Source organism: Streptomyces coerulescens (assembly GCF_042657965.1).
GTDB classification, from domain to species: Bacteria; Actinomycetota; Actinomycetes; order Streptomycetales; family Streptomycetaceae; genus Streptomyces; species Streptomyces coerulescens.
Genome location: NZ_JBHSKM010000008.1, coordinates 406,696 through 426,960, shown reverse-complemented (window position 1 = coordinate 426,960; position 20,265 = coordinate 406,696). Strand labels below are relative to the sequence as shown.

Here is a 20,265-nt window from a genome sequence, read left to right as displayed (position 1 = left end):
CGTACAGCGGGGAGGAAACCATGAAGATCTTCCAGCCGATGCTCTTCGTCGGCCTGGGCGGCACCGGCGGGCTCGTCGGCGCCGAACTGGAACGCAGACTGCGCGCCGAGCTGTGCGGACCCGACGGCATGGCGCTGCACCGGCAGAGCGGCCACGCCCCGTTCCAGCTGCCCGACTGCCTGCAGTTCGTGTACGCCGACTACAGCGAGAGCGACCTCCAGCGGCTGCCGCAGTTCAACGTGGACCCGTCCCTGCGGGCCGCGTACGCCCGGACCTCCCGGGCCACCCACAACCTGCTGCCGAACTTCGACGCCTCCCCGGAAGTGACCAAGATGCTCCGGGCGGTGCTGCGCGACGAGGTCGCCGACTGGCTGCCGCCGCGCATCGACGAGCCCAAGGTCACCCCGCTGCACGCCGGCGCCGGCCAGCTGCCGACCGTCGGCCGGGCGGCCCTGTTCGCCACGCTCCGGCACGGCCTCGGGCCGGTCCTGGAACCGCTGCTCCAGGCCATCGACGCGATCGCCAAGTCGGCGGGCGAGCTGAGCGAACTCGGTGGCGGCAAGGTCAACGGCTGCGACGTGTTCGTCGCCTTCTCGGTGGCCGGCGGCACCGGCGCCGGGATCTTCCTCGACTATCTGCACCTCATCAACCACGCCTTCCAGCTGCGCCGCTTCGACGGCGTGAAGATCTACCCGCTGGTCGTCATGCCGTCGTCGTTCTCCGCGGCGACCGGCGGCGGACGCGAGGCGGAGCTCAACGCCGCCCGCTCCCTCGTCGACCTGTTCCGGCTGGTGGACACGCAGAACGCGCCCTCCGAGGGCCACGAGATCGGCGACCTCGACCAGGAGCTCGGGCTCGGCGTCCGCTACCCCGGCACCACGCCGATCCGGCTGCGCACCGGCATCCTGCCCACCGCGTTCCTGTTCAGCCCCACCGCCGGCATCCGCGCCGACGACCTGCGCCGCTCCATCGTCTCCCTGGTGATGTCGCTGATCGGCACCGAACTGGGCGACGGCCGCGCCCGGGGCCGCAAGATGGCCGCCGACGACGACTTCACGACCTTCGCGGCCAGCTTCATCAACCGGGGCGTGCAGCGCAGCGCCGTCTCCCCGACCGGCATCGGCCGGCAGGGCGTGTCCACCAGCCTGGTCGCCTCCATGACCGCCCCCATGGACCAGCTCGCCGACCTGGTGGCCGGGCGGCTGCTGCGGCTGGCGGTCACCGACCTCGTGGAGGCGCCGCGCGCGGCGCTGCGGGACGAGGCGGTGCCGATGATCCGGCAGCTGTTCGCCGACTCCCACCTCGAAGAGCTGTGGGAACGCAGGCAGTTGCCGGTGCCCGAGCCCGATCCGCTGCCGCGCGGGGGCCGCAGCATCGAGCAGGCGCTCGGTGAGCGCGTCGCGGACATGCAGCGGCTGCTGTCCGACCTGCGGTCCGAGGCGGAGCGGTCGGCCATCGCCATGGCCGACCGGTTCGCCCCCCGCCCCGCCATCGACAAACTGCTGCAGACCGTGGACCCCTTCCTCGCCGAACGCATCGTCCGGGGCGTCCCCGACAGCGAGGAACCCATCGCCCGGCTCGGCTTCCTCGGCATGCTGGACCATCGCGCCCGCACCCCGCAGCGCCCGCCCGGGGTGACCGAGCAGCCGCCCAAGATCCCCCGGATCAAGGGCCAGTTGGGGGGCCTGGCGCCCGCCCGCTGGGGCGACGACGACGTCCAGGCCGCCATCGAGGAACAGAACGCCTGGTACCAGTGGCGCTGCCGGCTGGTGTGGCACGAGGCGTGGCGCGAGCAGCAGATGCACTGGCAGCCACAGGCCGACGCCGCCGGCACCGACCTCGGCCGGCTGGTCAGCGCGTTTCGCCGGCACAGCGACCAGGAGCGCAAGAGCGCCCAGCAGAAGGGCCTCGAACTGTACGAGGACCGCACGGGCATCTCGTATCTGCTGCCGCCGCAGCGCACCCTCAACCACTTCTACGAGGACGTCGTCACCCGGCTGATCCGCCGGGAGGGGCTGCGTGAGAACGACGACGAGTCGGCGCTGCTGCTCAAGCTGGTCGACGGCGACACCTGGCGGCAGGTCCACGGGCTCAGCCGGCGCGACCCCGAGGGCGCGGTGGCCCGGGTCAAGGGACAGCTGGAGGCCCGTATCACCCGCCTCTTCGCGGAGAGCGGGGCACACCTGGAGGAACGGCCGCTGCTGCCGTCCATGGGCACGCTGCTGGCCGCGGCGGCCGGTGACGCCGAGGCCAAGGACCAGGTCAGCAAGGAGGCCCTGGACCTGTTCGGCCGCAAGCTCGCCGGACTGCTGCCGGTCGGGTTCACCCCCGAGGGCACCGGGCTGCTCCGCGTCCTGGTCACCTATCCACGGGTCCAGGCCGTCGAAGAGGTGCAGGAGTTCCTCGGCAAGACGCTGCGGCTGCCCGCCGACGCGAAGAACTCCGTGGAGTACCGGGGCGTGGACAGCGACTCCATCACCGTCGTCCTCTTCCGCAGCGAGATGAGCCTCACTCAAGTGCCCGAGGCCCGCAAAGTGCTGCGCCAGTGGGCCCGCGCCAAGGACTCCGAGCAGGCCCAGGACGTGCTGCGGTGGCGGCAGCGGCTCGGCTACCGCGACAGCTGGATGGTCAGCAGCGAGGAGGACCGGCGCGTCATCCTGCACCGGCTGCTGTGCTGCATGTGGAACGGCCAGGTCGACGTCGTCGACGGCGACCCCGCCTCGCCGGACCGGATCCGGCTGCGGCTGCACCCCGAGAAGGGCCCGCACGTCCCCGGCGTACGGCTGCGGCTCGGGGACTTCCCCGGCGGGGTCTCCAGCTGGGCCGAGCTGATGCGGGCGTACGAGCGCTGGACGGTCCTGGACGACGAGCGGATCGTCGAGGACTACTGCCGTGAGCTGATGGGGGCCCAGCCGGTCGGCCTGGCCCGGGCCGGCAGCGAGCCGCACCCGCTCTTCGTCGACCTGGTCGAGAAGGTCGCCCCGCGCCAGCTGGAGCTGCTGGCGGAGCGCCGGGAGCAGGGCGGCGAACGGGTCGAGGGCTGGGTGCGCCCGCTGTGGGAGTTCTGGGCGGAGACCCTGCCCGCCGCCCTGGACACCGAGTTCGGCGACCAGCGCGCGGTCCAGCCGACCCTGCGCACCCTGCTGGAACACGTCCGCGGCGGCACCCCGGCCGACCCGCGCACCCGCGAGGACTACGCGCCACCCCGCCGCCCGGCCCCCGACGAGGACGACTGGGGCACGACACCGGTCCCGCCGGGCGGGAGCCGGGAGGAGTACGGCCGGTCCGGCGGCCGCGAGGAGTACGTGCGGTCGGGCGGCGAGCGTGAGGAGTACGGCCGTTCGGGCGGCGAGCGTGAGGAGGACGGGCGCGCGGCCGGTGACGGTGGCGGCTACGGCCGGTCCGGCGAGGACTACGGCCGGTCCGGTGACGCCTACGGCCGGTCCGGTGGCAGTCGTCGGCGCGACGACTACGTCGATCCCGACCTCGACGACCGCCGGGGTGCGGACGGGCCGGGTGGCCGGCGGCGGGCGCCCTGGGACGAGGACGAGGGTGCCGACCCGCGCCGGGGCGGCACCTGGGGTGCGGGTGCCGAGGACGGGTCCGGCGACTCCGGCCGGAGCAACCCCTGGGACGGTGACGCGCAGTGAGCACGCCGCAGGCCTTCCGCACCGTCATCCACCTGGACCTGCGCGCCGGGGCGGCGGCGCTCCACGACCCCTCGGCGCTGCGGGCCAGGGTCGCCCAGGAGCTGGGCCGTGCCGGGCTGCCCGAGCCGGACGACCCGCTGTTCCTGGTGGTCGACACCCCGGCGGGGCTCAACGACCACCAGACGCAGTACGAACTGCTCACCGCCTACCGGGCGGTGGGCGAGGTCCGGCTGCTCGTCCTGCTGGTGGGCAGCGCGCCGGGCTCGTTCGCCGGCGAGGAGGGCGGCTTCCAGCCCGACCGCCGGCTGCTGCGCCCCGCGGTGCTGCGGGTCTCGGGCAGCGGCCTGCTGTGGGCCGGCGATCTGCGTTCCGCCCGCACCGCGCTGGAGCAGCCCGCGCCCGACGACCCGGACGCGCTGTCGGTCCTGGTGGACGTGCTGTCGGTCCCGGACGTCTACCTGGGCGTGCTGGACGGCGTCCAGGCGCTGCCCGGGGCCGTCGCCGCGCCCGGCGTACGGCTGCTGGAGCAGGACCTGCCGCCGGAGGTGCGCGACCGGGCGTGGCGCGACGCGCTGACACGGTTCGCCGGAGCGGACGACGAACTGGCGCCGGACGTGGTACTGACCGCCTCCTCCGGAGCCGATCTTCCGGAGCCGCTGAGGGGGTTGGTGGCCGGACGCCGGGACCGGGACCTGGGACACCGGGAACCGGGAGGCATCGCCGACGACGCCTACCGCGCCTGCGCCGACGCCCTCGACTACGCCGACGACGCGATGGCCGGGCTGCGCACCCTGCCCGGTCTGCTGCGCGCCTCCCGCCGGGAGACGTTCGAGGCGGAGGTCGACCAGGCCCGCCAAGCGCTCGACAACTACCGGGACCTCGTCGCCACGGCCCTGCGCAGCGGCGGCGGCACGGCTCCGTCCGCCGCCGAGTCGACGACCCGGCTGGCGGCGCTGGGGCTGCGGGTGCCGTCGGCCGAGGGCATGGGGGAGCGGATCGGCGAGGGGCTGCGGGAGTTCGCCCTGAAGCTGCTGGGTCAGGGGCTCGCCCTGCGCTCGGTGGCGCAGCGCTTCACCGGACTCGCCGGCCGCGTGGAGCCCCTGCCGGGCTCGGCACTGCTGCCGAAGCTCGCCCCGCACTCCGCCGAGGCGGTGGCCCGGCAGACCGCAGGCGCGGCCGGCACCGAGGTCCCCGGGCTGCCGGTGGCCGGACCGCTCACGGCAGCCGGCGCGGGCCTGCTCGGCGCGCTGTGGTCGGGGCCGTTCCTCGCCCTCGCGGTCCTCGTGCCGCTGCTGGTCGTCGGCATGGCGACCCTCGGGGCGGTCCGCCTGCGCGGCGCGGGGCGGCCGGGCCGCTGGGCCGTGGCACCGAGGGTCGCGGCGTTCTGCGGTGCCGCGGTCGGTGCGGGCGTGGGGTACGCGACCGACTCCCCGGTCTGGATGGGCACCATCGGGCTGCTGACCGGGCTCGGGATCGCGGTGGAGACCGTACGCCGACTGTGGCGGGCGGCGGCCACCGCCTGGGCCCCGGGCCACTCGACTGCCGTGCTGCGCCAGGCCCTTGACGGTCTGGACGGCCTGCTGGCCGAGGCGGTCCGCGAGCACTGGGCCGTCGAGGAGCGCCTGTACTGCGCCGACGCCGCCCGTTCCGTCGCCGGGATGCTGCGGGCGACGGCCGCCGCCGCCGAGGCGGAGGCGGTGCCCGAGCCGGCGCGCCTCGCGGCCACCTCGGCGTCCTGCGCGTCCGGTGCCGGCGCGCACGCCGACGACGACTGGCTCTCCAGCGACCCCGACCTTGAGCCGGACGACGCCGGGTCCGACGCCGGGGACGCCGACTGGGCGAGCATGTACGCCTGGGAGGACGGCGAGTCGTGGGACGAGACCGGGGAGGACAAGGACCGGCAACGGGAACAGGACGGGGGCCGGGACCGGGACCGGGACCGGGCGAAGAGGTCGGGGCCGGCCTGGGGGGAGCGCCCCAAGGAGGTGCCGCGCTGGCTGGAGCGGGAGAGCGGTGAGGGCGGCCCTGAGCTGGTCGCCACCCTGTCCGCCGATCTGACGGACGCGGCCCTGGAGGCCATGAAGCACTACTGGGGCGCCGTCGAGCGCGGCCAGGCCGGCGCACGTGCCGTGCGGCGCACCGAGGAACGGGTCCGCGAACTGCTGTCCACGGCCCGCCATCACCTCCAGCACAACGGAGTCCTGGCCCCGCCCCCGTTCGCCGCCCCGCGCCGCGTCCGCGCCACCTCGGCGAACCTGCTCGGCACCGACCCGTACGGACTGGCCGAACTGGTCGGCGCGGACGCGGACCGGCAGGCGGTGGTGCAGCTGTCCACACCCGAACAGGGCACGCTGCTCAGCCGCGACCCGGCGTCCGCGACCTGGCTCAGGTTCGCCCCCGGGGCCGTACGCGACGAGGTCGAGAAGTCCTGGCGGGCCAGCGGTTCGGTGCACCCGGAGCAGGTCGTGTGGACGTCGTCGGGCCGCTACGCCGGCCTGGTGCGGCTCACCCCGCTGCGGATGGGCGTGGTGCACACCGTCCGTTCCCGCCACGGCTCCGGACCCGACGGGACGGACCCGGACGGCGCGAGCACGGAGCAGTACGGCACGGAGAACGCGTACGGCACGGAGAACCCGTACGAGCGGACGGACGCGTACGACCGGGCCGACACCTATGACCGGGGCGACACCTATGACCGGGGCGACACCTATGACCGGGGCGAAGTGACGACCCCCTACGACCGGACGGACGCCCACGACCGCACGGCCTCATACGACAACGACCTCACCGATTCCGATGACTGGCTGGCCTCGGACGACTGGTCCGGGTCCGACCGGCCAGGGGGCGGCGGCGAGCGAGAGGACGGCGATCGCCGGTGACCAGCACCACGCATCCCCGTCCGCCGGGGCCGGGCGGGCCGTCTCCGGACAAGCTCGGCTTCACCGTGCCGTCGGGGCGTCGGCGCGTCACTCCGGTGCGGGTCGGCCGGGAGTTCCGCCGCGACCGGCTGCTGCCCCAACTCCTGCGCAAGGCCGTTCTCGACGACGAGGGCCAGCAGTGCGTGCAGGTCCGGCTGAGCGCCAAGGACGCGGCGAACCCGGCTGCGCGCGCCCTGCTGGACACCGAGGCGTCCGCCGCCGTGCAGCTGCTCCAGGTGCTCGGCGACACGGAGTACGCGGCTCTCTTCCCACGGCTCATCGGGCACGAGCTGGACACGGCCGAGCCGTTCCTGCTGTACGAACCGCCGCGCGGTACCGCCGTCTCACGGATCCATGTGATGGGCGCGGCCGACCAGGAGGTCTTCACCCGCGACCTGATGCTGGCCCTGTGTCTGCTTCAGGGCCAGGGCCTGGTGCCGCGCGGCATCTCGCCCGCGTCCGTGCTCTGGGACGGCGCGAAGGTCCAGCTGTGGGGGCTGGAGTCGGTGACCCGGATCGGCCGGCCGAGGCGCCCCTGGGGCCGCTCGCCGTTCTGCCCGCCCGAACAGCGCGGCGGCGAAGGGCTCGCCGACCCCCGGGACGCGGTGTGGAGCGCCGCCCAGGTGCTGTACCGGCTGGCGACCGGGCGGCCCGGCCCCGCCGACCGGCCGCCCCCGGACCTGGCCGATCACCGCAAGCTGGACCGGACGCTGCGGGACGCCTTCGCCCCTAGGGCGGCCGACCGGCCGACGCCCGCGCAGGTGCTCGACCTGGTGGCGCCGGGTGCCGCCCGCCGCGTGCGGCTCGCGGTGCCCCCCGACGAGACCCGCCCGCACCACGACGCGTTCGAGGAGGCGCTGCGGCTCAAACGGCAGGCGCCCACCGCCCGTTCCCGCGGTGGATCGGCGTCCGAGCAGGCCGGCGCCGAGGTGCTGTGCCCGTACTGCCTGGAGTCCATCCGGCTCGACCTCGGCAAGCTGTTCGTCACCGACAGCCGCATGCAGTACAAGCCGCTGGACGTCAAAGGCATCAACAACCCCGTGCGGCGGAACGACATCATGCGCGGCGCGGTCCAGAAGTGCACGGCGGACCCGGAGTTCCCCGCGCACTACATCCCGGTGCCCTATCTGACGTACGGCCGTCCGCTGACCGTCGCGATGGTCGGCCAGTCCTCCACCGGCAAGAGCCATCTGCTGACCCAGATGATCGCGGCGATCACCGACGGCGGCCTGGAGCCGTTCGGTCTGAAGTGGCAGTCCGTCAATCCCGAGCAGCACGCCCGGTTCGTGCGCGACCGGGTGCAGCCGCTGCGCAGCGGCAAGGTCCTGGACCACACCCCGGCCCTCGGCATGGACGACTTCGCCCGCTTCGTGGAGTCGCTGCTGATCACCGACGCGCGCGGGCAGGTGCGCCCGGTGGCCTTCTTCGACCTCGGCGGCGAGGACCTCGTCCGCACCGACGCGGCGCTGCGCTTCCTGCTCGGTGTCGACGCCCTGGTGTTCGTCGTCGACCCGGCGCTGGCCCTGCCGCTGCCGCAGCTCGACCACGCCAGGGAGCGCTGGGGTGTGGAGGTGAACCGGGACGGCGACCTCGCCTTCGGCACGGTCCTGGACCGGTTGCCGAAGAACGGCGGATATCTGGACGTGCCGGCTGCGATGGTGCTCGGCAAGGCCGACCTGCTCAGGTTCCAGCCGCCCGTCGACCGCTGGCTGACCCGGCCGCCCGCCACCTCGCTCGACCCGGCGCTGACCCGGGAGGAGAGCCGGGACCTGTACGGGCTGCTGCGCCGGCACGCGGGCCAGGCGTGGCTGCGCCCCTTCGACGCGATCCGCCGGTGCACCCTGCACATCGCATCGGCCACCGGCGGCCAGGAGGACCAGGGCCGCTATCCCGCGGGGGCCGGACCCCGGCGGGTGCTGGAGCCGCTGCTGTCGCTGTTCGCCCTGCACGGGCTGATCCAGGTGCCGGGCGGCGCCGACGCGCTGGCGGTGGGGGAGGCGCCCGCGCTGGAGGCGGTGCCGTGGGAGGACGCCGGACGGGACGAGCGGGCCGAGCGGGCCGAGGGATTCGAGACGCCGGACGGGACCGAGGAGCCCGAGGGGGACGAGGGAGGGGAACTTCAGTGAACGACTTCCAGGGCCGGGGCACGGTCCATCAGGTCGTCTACCGCTGGGACGGCAACCACGGCCGTCAGGGCACCGGCATGAACGCCGTAGCCCATTCCTGCGACGCCGAACGCGCCGAGGAACTGGGCCGTGAACTGGGCCCGTTGCTGTGGGTGTCCGGCGGGGCCACCCGGCCGAGCGTCGTGCGCACGTTGTCCGGCGACGGTGCCGTGCTGCTCGTCCAGCGCTGGCCCACCACCGACCGGGCCGGCCGGCCCAGCACCGTCAGCCATGTCCTGGTCGGCGACCGCGGCACGCTGAAGGTGCGGCAGTGCCTCGGGCTCGCGTACGGCGGCTGGGGCAGCCGGGAGAAGGCCGAGACGGCCGGCGGGAAGCAGGACCCGATCGAGAGCGCGAAGCTCGACGCGCTGGCGCTCAGGCGGTTGCCGGACATGCTGGACCGGCTGCCGTCGGTCAACCACGCGCTGACCCTGACCGCGGCGGAGTGGCTGGTCGATCCCACCCGGCGGCTCTCGCTGCTGATGGAGGAGAAGGGACACCCCGGCTGGCCGGACCGGGACGAGGTACCGCTGGTCTACCTCGGGCTGTTCCTGCTCTTCGGCCCCTGGCTGGAGCGGCAGTGGACCTTCGCCACGTACGACACGGTGGACAGCCACCCCCTGCGGCTGATGTCCGTCCCGCGCTGGGATCCGGACAGCGGCGGCCCCGGCACGCTGGGCCGGGTCAGGGGCGGCCGGCCGGCCAACTCCAGGTTCGAGCTCTGGGCGGGCTCCGAACTCGTACGGCACCTGCTCGCGCATCCGGAGGCGGACCCGGGCGTGCCGCAGCTGGTCGACGAACTGCGCGGCGGCGCGGCACTGGACTGGGAGCGCCGCCGGGCCCGCCTCAAGCAGATCCTCGGCGCCGACCGCACACCACCGAACGGCACCCGCATCCCGGCGCTCACGCCGACGCCCCGGCCCGCGGATCAGGTCCGGCCGGTGGATCAGGTCCGGCCGGTGGATCAGGTCCGGCCGGGTGATCCGGTCGGTCCAGTGGATCCGGTCGGTCCGGTCGACCTCGTCGGTCCGGTCGACCCTGTCGGTCCGGTGGAACCCGAGAAGCCGGAGGAGGGGCCGGCATCCGTCACCCCGGAGCCGTACACGCCGTCGTATCCGGCGGGGTACCCGCAGCTCGGCTCCCTCCACCGGGACCTCCGCGGCCACCGGCGCGGCGACGGCATGGGGCAGAGCTTGCTGCTGGCGGAGTTGCGCAGACAGCCGGACGAGGTGCTGCTGTCCGAGCTGCGGTCGGGCGAACTCCCGGCGGAGTCCGTGGAGTTGCTGCTGGACGTGCTCGGTGAGCCGCATCGCGTCCAGACGCGTCCCCTGCGGATGCGGCACGAGCTGTGCACGGAAGTGCTGCACAACGGCCTGTACTTCACGCCGCACGGACCGGGCGCGAACGGCAGATCGGGAGCCGACCGGGCCTCGCGCGCGGCGCATCTGTTCACCTGGGCCGTCGCACCACTGGCCAGGGACGAGCGTCATCAGCGCCCGCTCCAGGAGCTGTTGTACCGGATGAGCCGCGATCCCCATCCGACCACGGGCAACTGGCTCCGGCAGAGCATCATCGAGCCGCCGAACCACCAGGTCCCCGATCTGCCGCCGGTGGTGTGGAGCCGGCTTCTGGCGAACGCGCTGATGCGGGGCGGCATGCCGCCGCACTCCGCGCCGCCGGTACCCGAGGCGCCGCCTGCGCACTCCGTCACGGCACCCATGGCGCCGCCCCCGCAGCCGCCGGCCGTCGCGCGGCAGTCGTTCCTGGCCGGGCTCACCGGCCGGTACGGCACCGCGGGCTGTCTGCTCGCGGGCGGCCTCGGCTTCTGCGTGATCGCCATGATCATCGTGATCGGATGGTTCGTCAGCTGACGGGTCCGTTCAGGGCGCCAGCCGCTTCTCGAACCAGTGGCTGGCGTAGACGTTGTCGTCGTACGCCGGGATGGCCGTGTACCCGCACGCCCGGTACATCGCCTGCGCCTCGGTCAGCGCGGCGTGGGTGTCGAGGCGTACGACGGTCAGCTCGCGGGCGACGGCCTCCTGTTCCAGCGCGTCGAGCAGCCGGCGGGCGAGGCCGAGGCGGCGGGCGGCGGGGTGCACCCAGACGTGGCGGATCTCGCCGACGCCGGGTTCCAGGCGCCGCAGCGCGCCGCAGCCCACCGGCCGGTCCTCCTCGTAGGCGACGAAGAACGCGCCGGCCTCGCCGGACACCTCGTGCGGCCGGACGAGGTCGTCCTTGTCGAACCCCTCGGGGAAGCGCTCGTCGATGTCGGCGGCGTAGCCGTCCAGGCAGGCCCGGGCGTCCGGGGCGGCGCCGTCGACGAGGGCGACGGTGATGCTCGCGAGGCGCAGCAGGCGCTGCGCGGTGGCCATGGCCCCGGCCAGCTCGGCCTGCTGCGGTTCGCTGAGGCCGTCGAGCAGCCCGGCGACGACCACGTTCGCCCGCCGGTTCTGCTCCTTGACCTCCACCCGCCCGGCCGGCGTCAGCTCGATCATGCGCAGCCGGGTGTCCTCGGGGTGCGCACTCAGCGTGACCATGCCCTGGGCCTGCAGCGCCTTGGCCATCCGGCTCAGATATCCGGCGTCCAGACCGAGCCGGGTCCGGAGCTCGCGCAGGGACATCCCGTCCCCGATCTCGAACAGCAGCCGCGCCTCGCCGAGCGGGCGGTTCTGGCCGAGGTAGTGGTCGTCCAGTACGCCGATACGGCGTGTGAAGTACCGGTTGAAGCGGCGGAAGGCCGTCACATGGTCCGTCGATACTGGCTCCATATTTCTTTGACTTTAGTCAAAGGTTCCGTCGGAGTCCATGGTTCCGGCGACTTCTCGCCGCCATGACCCATGGTCGATTTCCTCCCGGTTTGCCCGCATGTTCAGTGACGCATCCCACTTTCGGCCAGGGATCGCGCATGCATCGGCATGCCGGGGGCAGGCGCACTCGGTCCCCTGGGTGACACCTGTGTCACCCAGGGGCTCTGAACAGGAACGGAAGGCAACACCGATCATGGCGGACAGTACGGAACTGCAGGCGCGCGGCACCATCCACGTGGGAGGGGAATGGCGGTCGGCCGTCTCCGGCGCGACGCGCGACATCCTCGACCCCGCGGACGCGACGCCGTTCGCCGTGGTCGCCGAGGGTGACGAGAAGGACACCGACCTGGCCGTGGAGGCCGCTCGCCGTGCCTTCGACGGCGGTCAGGGCGCATGGCCGCTCACGCCCGTCGCCGAGCGTGCCGCCCTGCTGCGCCGCGTGGCCGACCTGCTCGTGCGCGACCGCGAGAAGCTCGGCCTGCTGGAGAGCCGTGACGCCGGCAAGACCCTCGAAGAGGGCCGGGTCGACATCGACTGCGTCGCCGACGCCTTCCGCTACTTCGCCGGCCTCGTCGCCGCCGAGGCCCCCGGCCGGGTCGTCGACGCGGGCTCGCCCGACATCCACAGCGTCGTCGTCCACGAGCCGGTCGGCGTGTGCGCGCTGATCACGCCCTGGAACTACCCCCTCCTCCAGGCCAGCTGGAAGATCGCGCCCGCGCTCGCCGCAGGCAACACCTTCGTCGTCAAGCCCAGCGAGATCACCCCGCTGACGACGATCGCCCTGATCGAACTGCTCGTCGAGGCGGGCCTGCCGGCCGGCGTCGCGGGCATCGTCACCGGCCCGGGCCACTCGGTCGGCGCCCGGCTTTCCGACCACCCCGACGTCGACCTCGTCTCCTTCACCGGCGGCCTGGTCAGCGGCACCAAGGTGGCCCAGGCCGCGGCGCCCTCCGTCAAGAAGGTCGCCCTCGAACTCGGCGGCAAGAACCCCAACGTCGTCTTCGCCGACGCCTGCGCCACGGAGGAGGGCTTCGACACCGCCGTCGACCAGGCCCTGAATGCCGCGTTCATCCACAGCGGCCAGGTCTGCTCGGCGGGCGCCCGCCTGATCGTCGAGGAGTCCGTCCGGGACCGCTTCGTCGCCGAACTGGCCCGCCGCGCCCAGCGGATCCGCCTCGGCCGCGGCACCGCCGACGGCGTCGAGTGCGGCCCGCTCGTCTCCGAGCAGCAGCGCGCCAAGGTCGAGGCGTACGTCGAATCCGCGCTCAAGGAGGGCGCCGTGCTCCGCTCCGGCGGCAAGCGCCCCGAGCCGTCGGCCGACCGGCCGGAGAGCGGGTACTTCTACGAGCCGACGGTGCTCGACCACTGCCACCGTGAGATGCGTGTCGTCCGCGAGGAGGTCTTCGGTCCTGTCCTCACCGTCGAGACCTTCCGCACCGAGGACGAGGCGATCGCCCTCGCCAACGACACCGAGTACGGGCTCGCGGGGGCCGTGTGGACCGCCGACGCGGGACGGGCGCGGCGGGTCGCGGGGCGGCTGCGGCACGGCACGGTCTGGATCAACGACTTCCACCCCTACCTGCCGCAGGCGGAGTGGGGCGGGTTCGGCAAGAGCGGGGTGGGGCGGGAACTCGGCCCGGCGGGGCTTGCCGAGTACCGCGAGAGCAAGCACGTGTATCAGAACCTTGCGCCAAGGCCGGTGCGCTGGTTCGCAGGCTGACTGCAGCCAACCAAGGGGCGCGGGGCTGTGTTGATGTGCGGCTACCGCCGCGTGGGCGCGACCAGCCACGACGAAACCCGCACCCGTATGACCACAGGCCCTCCCACGGCGCCACACCCCTGGAGTAACACCCCATGTCCCAGAACCCCCCTGTCTACGACTACGTCGTCATCGGCGGCGGCACCGCAGGTTCCGTCATCGCCTCCCGGCTGACCGAGAACCCCGACACCACCGTCGCCGTGATCGAGGGCGGCCCCAGCGACGTCGACCGCGACGACGTCCTCACCCTGCGCCGCTGGATGGGCCTGCTCGGCGGCGAGCTGGACTACGACTACCCGACCACCGAGCAGCCCCGCGGCAACTCGCACATCCGGCACAGCCGCGCCCGCGTGCTCGGCGGATGTTCGAGTCACAACACCCTCATCGCCTTCAAGCCGCTGCCGTCCGACTGGGACGAGTGGGAGGAGGCCGGTGCCAAGGGCTGGGGCGCGGTCCCGATGGAGGCGTACTACGCGCGCCTGCTGAACAACATCGTCCCGGTCGACGAGAAGGACCGGAACGCCATCGCCCGCGACTTCGTGGACGCCGCGCGGAGCGCGCTCGGCGTGCCGCGCGTCGAGGGCTTCAACAAGCAGCCCTTCACCGAGGGCGTCGGCTTCTTCGACCTCGCCTACCACCCGGAGAACAACAAGCGTTCCTCCGCGTCGGTGGCGTATCTGCACCCGGTGATGGACGAGCGGGACAACCTCACGATCCTGCTGGAGACCTGGGCGTACCGGCTGGAGCTGAACGGCACCCGCGCCGAGGGCGTCCACGTGCGCACCAAGGACGGCGAGGAGCGGCTGATCCGCGCCCGGCGCGAGGTCGTCCTGTGCGCCGGCGCCGTCGACTCGCCCCGGCTGCTGATGCACTCCGGCATCGGCCCGGAGAAGGACCTGACCGCGCTGGGCATCCCGGTCGTCCACGACCTGCCGGGCGTCGGTGAGAACCTGCTCGACCACCCCGAGTCGGTGATCGTGTGGGAGACCGACGGGCCGATCCCGGAGAACTCCGCGATGGACTCCGACGCGGGCCTGTTCGTGCGCCGCGACCCCGAACACCCGGGCCCTGACCTGATGTTCCACTTCTACCAGATCCCGTTCACGGACAACCCGGAGCGACTGGGCTACCGGCGGCCGGAGTTCGGCGTCTCCATGACCCCGAACATCCCCAAGCCCAAGAGCCGCGGCCGGCTCTACCTGACCAGCGCCGACCCGTCCGTGAAGCCCGCGCTCGACTTCCGGTACTTCACCGACGAGGACGACTACGACGGCCGCACCCTCGTCGACGGGATCAAGATCGCCCGTGAGATCGCCAAGGCCGAACCGCTGGCGAACTGGCTCAAGCGCGAGGTGTGCCCCGGCCCGGAGGTCACCGGCGACGAGGAGCTCAGCGAGTACGCGCGCAAGGTCGCGCACACCGTGTACCACCCGGCCGGCACCTGTCGCATGGGCGCCGCCGACGACGAACTGGCCGTGGTCGACCCGCAGTTGCGGATCCGCGGCATGCAAGGAATTCGTATCGCCGACGCCTCCGTCTTCCCGACGATGACCGCCGTGAACCCGATGATCGGGGTGCTCATGGTCGGTGAGAGGGCCGTCGACCTGATCGGAGGTGAGGCGTGATGAGTACGACGACCCACAACGCGACCCCTGAGACGCCCGAGACCCGCAAGCCCCCGACGGAGCAGCCGGTCTTCTCCGTCGAGGGACTGTGGAAGGTGTTCGGCCCCAAGGCCCACCGTGTCCCCGCCGACCCGGAGCTGACCGCGCTCGACCCCGCCGCACTGCGCGAGCGCACCGGCTGCACGGCGGCCGTGCGCGACGTCTCCTTCGACGTCCGCAAGGGCGAGGTCTTCGTGGTGATGGGCCTGTCCGGCTCGGGCAAGTCCACCCTGGTCCGCTGTCTGACCCGGCTCATAGAGCCGACGGCCGGCACCATAGCCATCGACGGCGAGGACGTCCGCGCCATGGACAAGACCCGGCTGCGCGAACTGCGCCGGCACCGCGCCGCGATGGTCTTCCAGCACTTCGGCCTGCTCCCGCACCGCACCGTCCTGGACAACGTGGCCTACGGCCTGGAGATCCAGGGCGTCGGCAAGGCGGAGCGCCGTGAGCGGGCGGCGCAGGTCGTGGCCAAGGTCGGTCTGGAAGGCATGGAGCACCGCAGGCCGGGCCAGCTCTCCGGCGGTCAGCGTCAGCGCGTCGGCCTCGCGCGGGCGCTCGCCGTGGACCCGGAGGTCCTGCTCTTCGACGAGCCGTTCAGCGCGCTCGACCCGCTGATCCGGCGGGACATGCAGGAGGAGGTCGTGCGCCTGCACCGCGAGGAGGGCCGCACGATGGTCTTCATCACCCATGACCTCAGCGAGGCCCTCAAGCTCGGCGACCGCATCGCCCTGATGCGCGACGGCCGTGTCGTCCAGCTGGGCACGCCGGAGGAGATCGTGGGCTCGCCGGCCGACGACTACGTCCGCGAGTTCGTCCGCGACGTCCCGCGCGAACAGGTCCTGACGGTCCGCACCGCCATGCGCGCCGCGTCCGCCGACGAGGCCGGCAGCGGCCCCGCCCTCGCGCCGGACGCGACGGTGTCCGAGGCCATCGAGGCCGTGGCGCGCACCGGTGCCCCGGCCCGGGTCATGGAAGGGGGACGTTGTCTGGGGGTGGTCGACCACGAACGGCTTCTCGGCGTCGTAGCGGGGACGGAGCAGCGCAAGGAGGTCGTGTGATGGCCACTGTCACCGCCACCGCGCCGCGCACGGCCCTGCCCGGCTTCCTCAAGCACTCCGTCGTCCGCAAGCTGCTGCTGCTCGCGCTCGTCGCCGCGGTCCTGGTGCCGCTGGCCCACGCCCGCTGGGCGAGCGGAGCCTGGCCCGACGCGCTGACCGTCGACGTGTCCGAACCGCTGACCAAGGTCAGCGACTGGATCGTCGACAACCGTGACAGCCACCCGCTGTTCCTCTACTTCCTCGGGCACGTCAGCAACGCGGTCGTGATCTGCGTACGCGCCGTGTACCTGGTGCTGCTCGCGGCCGGCTGGGCGGGCGTCACCGCCGCCGCGTCCCTCGTCGCCTGGCGCGTCGCAGGACCCCGGCTCGCCGCCGGAACCGGTGTCGCGTTCCTGGCCTGCGGGTTCCTCGGCATGTGGGTGCCCACCATGCAGACCCTCGCGCTGATGGTCGTCGCGGTCCTCGCCTCGGTCGTCGTGGGCGTACTGCTGGGCCTGGCCGCCGGTCTGTCCGACCGGCTGGACCGGATGCTGCGCCCCGTCCTGGACACCATGCAGGTGCTGCCGGCCTTCGCCTATCTGCTGCCCGTCGTCCTGGTCTTCGGCATCGGCGTCCCCGCCGCCGTCCTGGCCACCGTCGTCTACGCGGCCCCGCCGATGGCCCGCCTCACCGCCCTCGGGCTGCGCGGCGCCGACAAGGAGGTGCTGGAGGCGGTCGAGTCGCTCGGCACCACCGCACGGCAGCGGCTACTGACCGCCCGCGTCCCGCTGGCCCGCAAGGAACTCCTCCTCGGCCTCAACCAGACGATCATGATGGCGCTGTCGATGGCCGTCATCGCCTCCGTCATCGGCGCCGGCGGCCTCGGTGACCGCGTCTACCAGGCCCTGGCCTCGGTCGACGTCGGCGTCGCGCTCGCGGCCGGCATCCCGATCGTGCTGCTCGCCGTCGTCCTGGACCGGGTGACCGGCGCGGCGGGGGCGAAGCTCGGCGAAGAGCCGCAGCCGAACGGCCGCAGGCTGTGGCTGTACGCCCTCGCCGGCACCGCGGCCGTCGCCGTCGCCGGACGTCTCGCCGGCCGCCTCGACTGGCCCGACGCCTGGGCCCTGAACATCGCCGAGCCCGTCAACCGTGCCGTGGACTGGATGACCGACCACCTCTACTCCGGTGTCCCGGTCGTCGGCGGCACCGCCGACTGGGCGGCCCACTTCACAACCTGGATTCTCGACCCGGTGCGTGACGGCCTGCTGTGGCTGCCCTGGTGGTCGGTCCTGCTGATCGTCGCCGCCCTGGCCTGGCTGATCGGCACCTGGCGCACCGCGCTGACCGCCGTGCTCGCCATGGCCGCGATCGGCGCGCTCGGTGTGTGGAAGCCGTCCCTCGACACGCTCTCCCAGGTCCTCGCGGCCGTCGCCGTCACCCTGGTGCTGGGCTTCGCGACCGGTATCGCGGCGGCGCGCAGCGACCGTGTCGAGCGGGCGCTGCGCCCCGTCCTGGACGTCTTCCAGACGATGCCGCAGTTCGTGTACCTGATCCCGGTGGTGGCCCTGTTCGGCGTGGGCCGTGCCCCGGCCGTCGCGGCGGCCGTCGTCTACGCGCTGCCCGCCGTCGTGCGCATCACCACCCAGGGCCTGCGCCAGGTCGACCCGGCCGCCCTGGAGTCGGCCCGCTCGCTCGGCGCGACCCCCGCCCAGCAGCTGCGGCAGGTCCAGCTCCCGCTGGCCCGCCCGGCGCTGCTGCTCGCCGTGAACCAGGGCGTGGTCCTGGTCCTCGCCGTCGTCATCATCGGCGGCCTGGTCGGCGGTGGCGCGCTCGGCTACGAGGTCGTCGCCGGCCTCGCCCGGGGCGACCTGGCGACCGGTCTGGTCGCCGGTGCCGCGATCGTCTGCCTCGGCCTGATGCTGGACCGGGTGACCCAGCCCACCGAACGCCGCGCGAAGAAGGGAGCGTGACATGCGCATCCGTACCACCACCGCCGTAGTGGCCGGCGTGTCCTCGCTGGCCCTGCTGACCGGCTGCGGCGCCGCCGACATGACCAAGCAGGCCTCGCCCTTCGCGGGCGCGCAGGGCGCGAAGACCGTGACGCTGTCCGTACAGTCCTGGGTGGGGGCACAGGCCAACGTGGCCGTCGCCCAGTACCTCCTGGAGCACGAGCTCGGCTACCGCGTCGACACCGTCCAGGTCGACGAGATCCCCGCCTGGGACGCACTCAGCCAGGGCCGGGTCGACGCGATCATGGAGGACTGGGGTCACCCGGACCAGGAACAGCGGTACATCGAGGACAAGAAGACGATCGTGCCCGGCGGCGACCTCGGGGTCACCGGACACATCGGCTGGTACGTCCCGACGTACTTCGCGAAGAAGCACCCGGACGTCACCGACTGGAAGAACCTCGACAAGTACGCCGAGCAGATGCGCACCGCGGAGAGCGGCGGCAAGGGCCAGCTGATGGACGGCTCGCCGTCCTACGTCACCAACGACAAGGCGCTGGTGAACAATCTGGACCTGGACTACCAGGTGGTGTTCGCCGGGTCCGAGGCCGCGCAGATCACGCAGATCAAGCAGTTCGCCAAGGCCGAGAAGCCCTTCCTGACGTACTGGTACGAACCCCAGTGGCTGTTCAAGAAGGTCCCGATGACCGAGGTGAAGCTGCCCGCGTACAAGGAGGGCTGCGACGCGGACCCGGAGAAGGTCGCCTGCGCCTATCCGCACACCCCGCTGCAGAAGTACCTCAACGCGGACTTCTCCAAGAACGGCGGCGAGGCGGCGACCCTGCTGAAGAAGTTCAAGTGGACGACCGAGGACCAGAACGAGGTCTCCCTGATGATCGCCGACCAGAAGCTGTCGCCCGAGGAGGCGGCGAAGAAGTGGGCGGACAGCCACGAGTCCACGTGGAAGGCGTGGCTGTCCTGAGCCTGGTCCGCTAGCGCAGGGCCGCGGCGAGCCCGTGCAGCGCCCGCGCGGTCTCGCGCTGCAGTCCCGGTCCGAACGTGATCCGGGTGGCCCCGAGTTCGCCGAGCGCGGTGGGCGAGGGGTCCCCGGCCACGGTGCCGTGCACATTGACCGGCCCCTGGATGCCGGACCGCAGCAGCGGCAGTACGTCGACGGGGGCGCCGATCGGATACACGCAGTCGGCGCCCGCGGCGACGTAGACCGCGGCCCGCTCGATGGCCTGCTCGGTGGCCTGCTTGGGGTCGGTGTCGCCGGGGGCCCGGATGAAGGTGTCGATCCGGGCGTTGACGAAGAGCCGGTCGGCGGCGGCGTGCCGCACCTCGGCGAGCCAGTCGGCGTGCGCGCGCGGGTCCTTGAGGACGCCGCCCTCGGAGTCCTCCAGATTGCAGCCCACCGCGCCCGTCTCCAGCAGCCGCTCCACGAGCTCACCGGGCGCGATCCCGTATCCGCCCTCGATGTCCGCCGACACCGGCACGTCGACCGCCCGGACGATCCGTGCGACCGCCGCGAACATCTCCTTCGCCGGGGTGTGTCCGTCCTCGTACCCGAGACTGGCGGCGACGGCCGCACTGGGCGTCGCGAGCGCCGGGAACCCGGCCTCGACGCAGACGCGAGCGGAGGCGGCGTCCCAGGGGCCCGGGAGGACCAGCGGGTCGCCGGGCGCCTTGCGGCGGTGCAGCGCGCGGAAGGTCTCGACCCCGGTCACCGGAACTGGCCCGGCTGGTAGTGCCCCGGAGTACGCCGGCATGTCACTCCGAACCGGTTCCACGCGTTGATCACGCTGATCGATGCGATGAGCTGCGCCAGTTCGGCCTCCTCGAAGTGCCGGGCGGCGCGCTCGTAGACCTCGTCCGGCACGAAGCCGTCGGTCAGCACGGTCACGGAATCCGTCAGCTCGAGCGCCGCGAGCTCCCGCTCGGTGTAGAAGTGCCGCGACTCCTCCCACGCGCTCAGCTGCACGATCCGCTCGACGCTCTCCCCCGCCGCGAGCGCGTCCTTGGTGTGCATGTCGAGGCAGAACGCGCAGTGGTTGATCTGCGAGGCACGGATCTTCACCAGCTCGCGCAGCGCGGGGTCCAGCCCGCGTCCGGCGGCCGCGTCGAGCCGGACCATGGCCTTGAAGACGTCGGGGGCGAGGGCGGCCCAGTCAAGGCGCTGGGCGGCCTCGGGGGCGTAGGGCGTGGTCGTCGTGGTGCGCTCTTCCGTGGCGGTCATGATCTCGACCCTAGGAGGGAAGCAGCCCAGGAGTGTGGGCCATTCCCCCACGCGGTTCCTGGGCCACTTCCGAGGGC

General features: G+C 73.0%; 12 protein-coding genes. 9 read left to right on the top strand and 3 right to left on the bottom strand.

The features are described from left to right. The first annotated feature begins 20 nt into the window (after nucleotides 1–20). Genes ACFPQ9_RS16250 through ACFPQ9_RS16235 form a run of 4 tightly spaced genes read left to right on the top strand, consistent with a single transcriptional unit; the run spans nucleotide 21 to nucleotide 10,604 of the window. The gene (locus tag ACFPQ9_RS16250) at nucleotides 21–3,650 is read left to right on the top strand and encodes a tubulin-like doman-containing protein (RefSeq protein ID WP_380853285.1); all 3,630 of its coding nucleotides are present in this window, start codon (nucleotides 21–23) and stop codon (nucleotides 3,648–3,650) included. Next, the gene (locus ACFPQ9_RS16245) at nucleotides 3,647–6,529 is read left to right on the top strand and encodes a hypothetical protein (RefSeq protein ID WP_380853283.1); all 2,883 of its coding nucleotides are present in this window, start codon (nucleotides 3,647–3,649) and stop codon (nucleotides 6,527–6,529) included. The genes ACFPQ9_RS16250 and ACFPQ9_RS16245 overlap by 4 nt, the downstream gene beginning before the upstream one ends. Continuing rightward, nucleotides 6,526–8,694 carry a hypothetical protein gene (locus tag ACFPQ9_RS16240; RefSeq protein WP_380853281.1) on the top strand — a complete coding sequence of 723 codons (2,169 nt, stop codon included), beginning with the start codon at nucleotides 6,526–6,528 and terminating at the stop codon, nucleotides 8,692–8,694. Before ACFPQ9_RS16245 ends, ACFPQ9_RS16240 begins: the two co-directional genes overlap by 4 nt. Then, nucleotides 8,691–10,604 carry a hypothetical protein gene (locus ACFPQ9_RS16235; RefSeq protein ID WP_380853279.1) on the top strand — a complete coding sequence of 638 codons (1,914 nt, stop codon included), beginning with the start codon at nucleotides 8,691–8,693 and terminating at the stop codon, nucleotides 10,602–10,604. Before ACFPQ9_RS16240 ends, ACFPQ9_RS16235 begins: the two co-directional genes overlap by 4 nt. Nucleotides 10,605–10,613: 9 nt before the next feature. On the opposite strand, the gene ACFPQ9_RS16230 is transcribed toward ACFPQ9_RS16235, so the two are convergent. Further along, nucleotides 10,614–11,501, bottom strand: coding sequence for a GNAT family N-acetyltransferase (locus tag ACFPQ9_RS16230; protein WP_380853277.1), 888 nt, complete (start codon nucleotides 11,499–11,501; stop codon nucleotides 10,614–10,616). A gap of 232 nt (nucleotides 11,502–11,733) precedes the next feature. On the opposite strand from ACFPQ9_RS16230, the gene ACFPQ9_RS16225 reads away from it, so the two are divergent. From ACFPQ9_RS16225 to ACFPQ9_RS16205, 5 genes are all read left to right on the top strand, one after another. Continuing rightward, nucleotides 11,734–13,260, top strand: a complete 1,527-nt coding sequence (locus tag ACFPQ9_RS16225) for an aldehyde dehydrogenase family protein (RefSeq protein ID WP_380853275.1) — start codon at nucleotides 11,734–11,736, stop codon at nucleotides 13,258–13,260. Between the two features lie 134 nt (nucleotides 13,261–13,394). After that, nucleotides 13,395–14,924 carry a GMC family oxidoreductase gene (locus tag ACFPQ9_RS16220; RefSeq protein ID WP_380853273.1) on the top strand — a complete coding sequence of 510 codons (1,530 nt, stop codon included), beginning with the start codon at nucleotides 13,395–13,397 and terminating at the stop codon, nucleotides 14,922–14,924. Further along, complete coding sequence (locus ACFPQ9_RS16215; protein ID WP_380853271.1) at nucleotides 14,924–16,024, top strand: quaternary amine ABC transporter ATP-binding protein; 1,101 nt, start codon at nucleotides 14,924–14,926, stop codon at nucleotides 16,022–16,024. The genes ACFPQ9_RS16220 and ACFPQ9_RS16215 overlap by 1 nt, the downstream gene beginning before the upstream one ends. Further along, entirely contained in the window at nucleotides 16,024–17,973 is a 1,950-nt protein-coding gene (locus ACFPQ9_RS16210; RefSeq protein ID WP_380853269.1) for an ABC transporter permease, read from the top strand. The genes ACFPQ9_RS16215 and ACFPQ9_RS16210 overlap by 1 nt, the downstream gene beginning before the upstream one ends. A 1-nt stretch (nucleotide 17,974) precedes the next feature. Then, nucleotides 17,975–18,934 (top strand): ABC transporter substrate-binding protein, encoded by a 960-nt coding sequence (locus ACFPQ9_RS16205; RefSeq protein WP_380853267.1) that lies wholly within the window; start codon nucleotides 17,975–17,977, stop codon nucleotides 18,932–18,934. Nucleotides 18,935–18,944: 10 nt separating this feature from the next. Here ACFPQ9_RS16205 and ACFPQ9_RS16200 read toward each other — a convergent pair whose 3' ends face one another. Then, entirely contained in the window at nucleotides 18,945–19,679 is a 735-nt protein-coding gene (locus tag ACFPQ9_RS16200) for an isocitrate lyase/PEP mutase family protein (protein WP_380853265.1), read from the bottom strand. After that, nucleotides 19,676–20,188 (bottom strand): carboxymuconolactone decarboxylase family protein, encoded by a 513-nt coding sequence (locus ACFPQ9_RS16195; protein WP_380853263.1) that lies wholly within the window; start codon nucleotides 20,186–20,188, stop codon nucleotides 19,676–19,678. The genes ACFPQ9_RS16200 and ACFPQ9_RS16195 overlap by 4 nt, the downstream gene beginning before the upstream one ends. Between the last annotated feature and the right edge of the window lie 77 nt (nucleotides 20,189–20,265).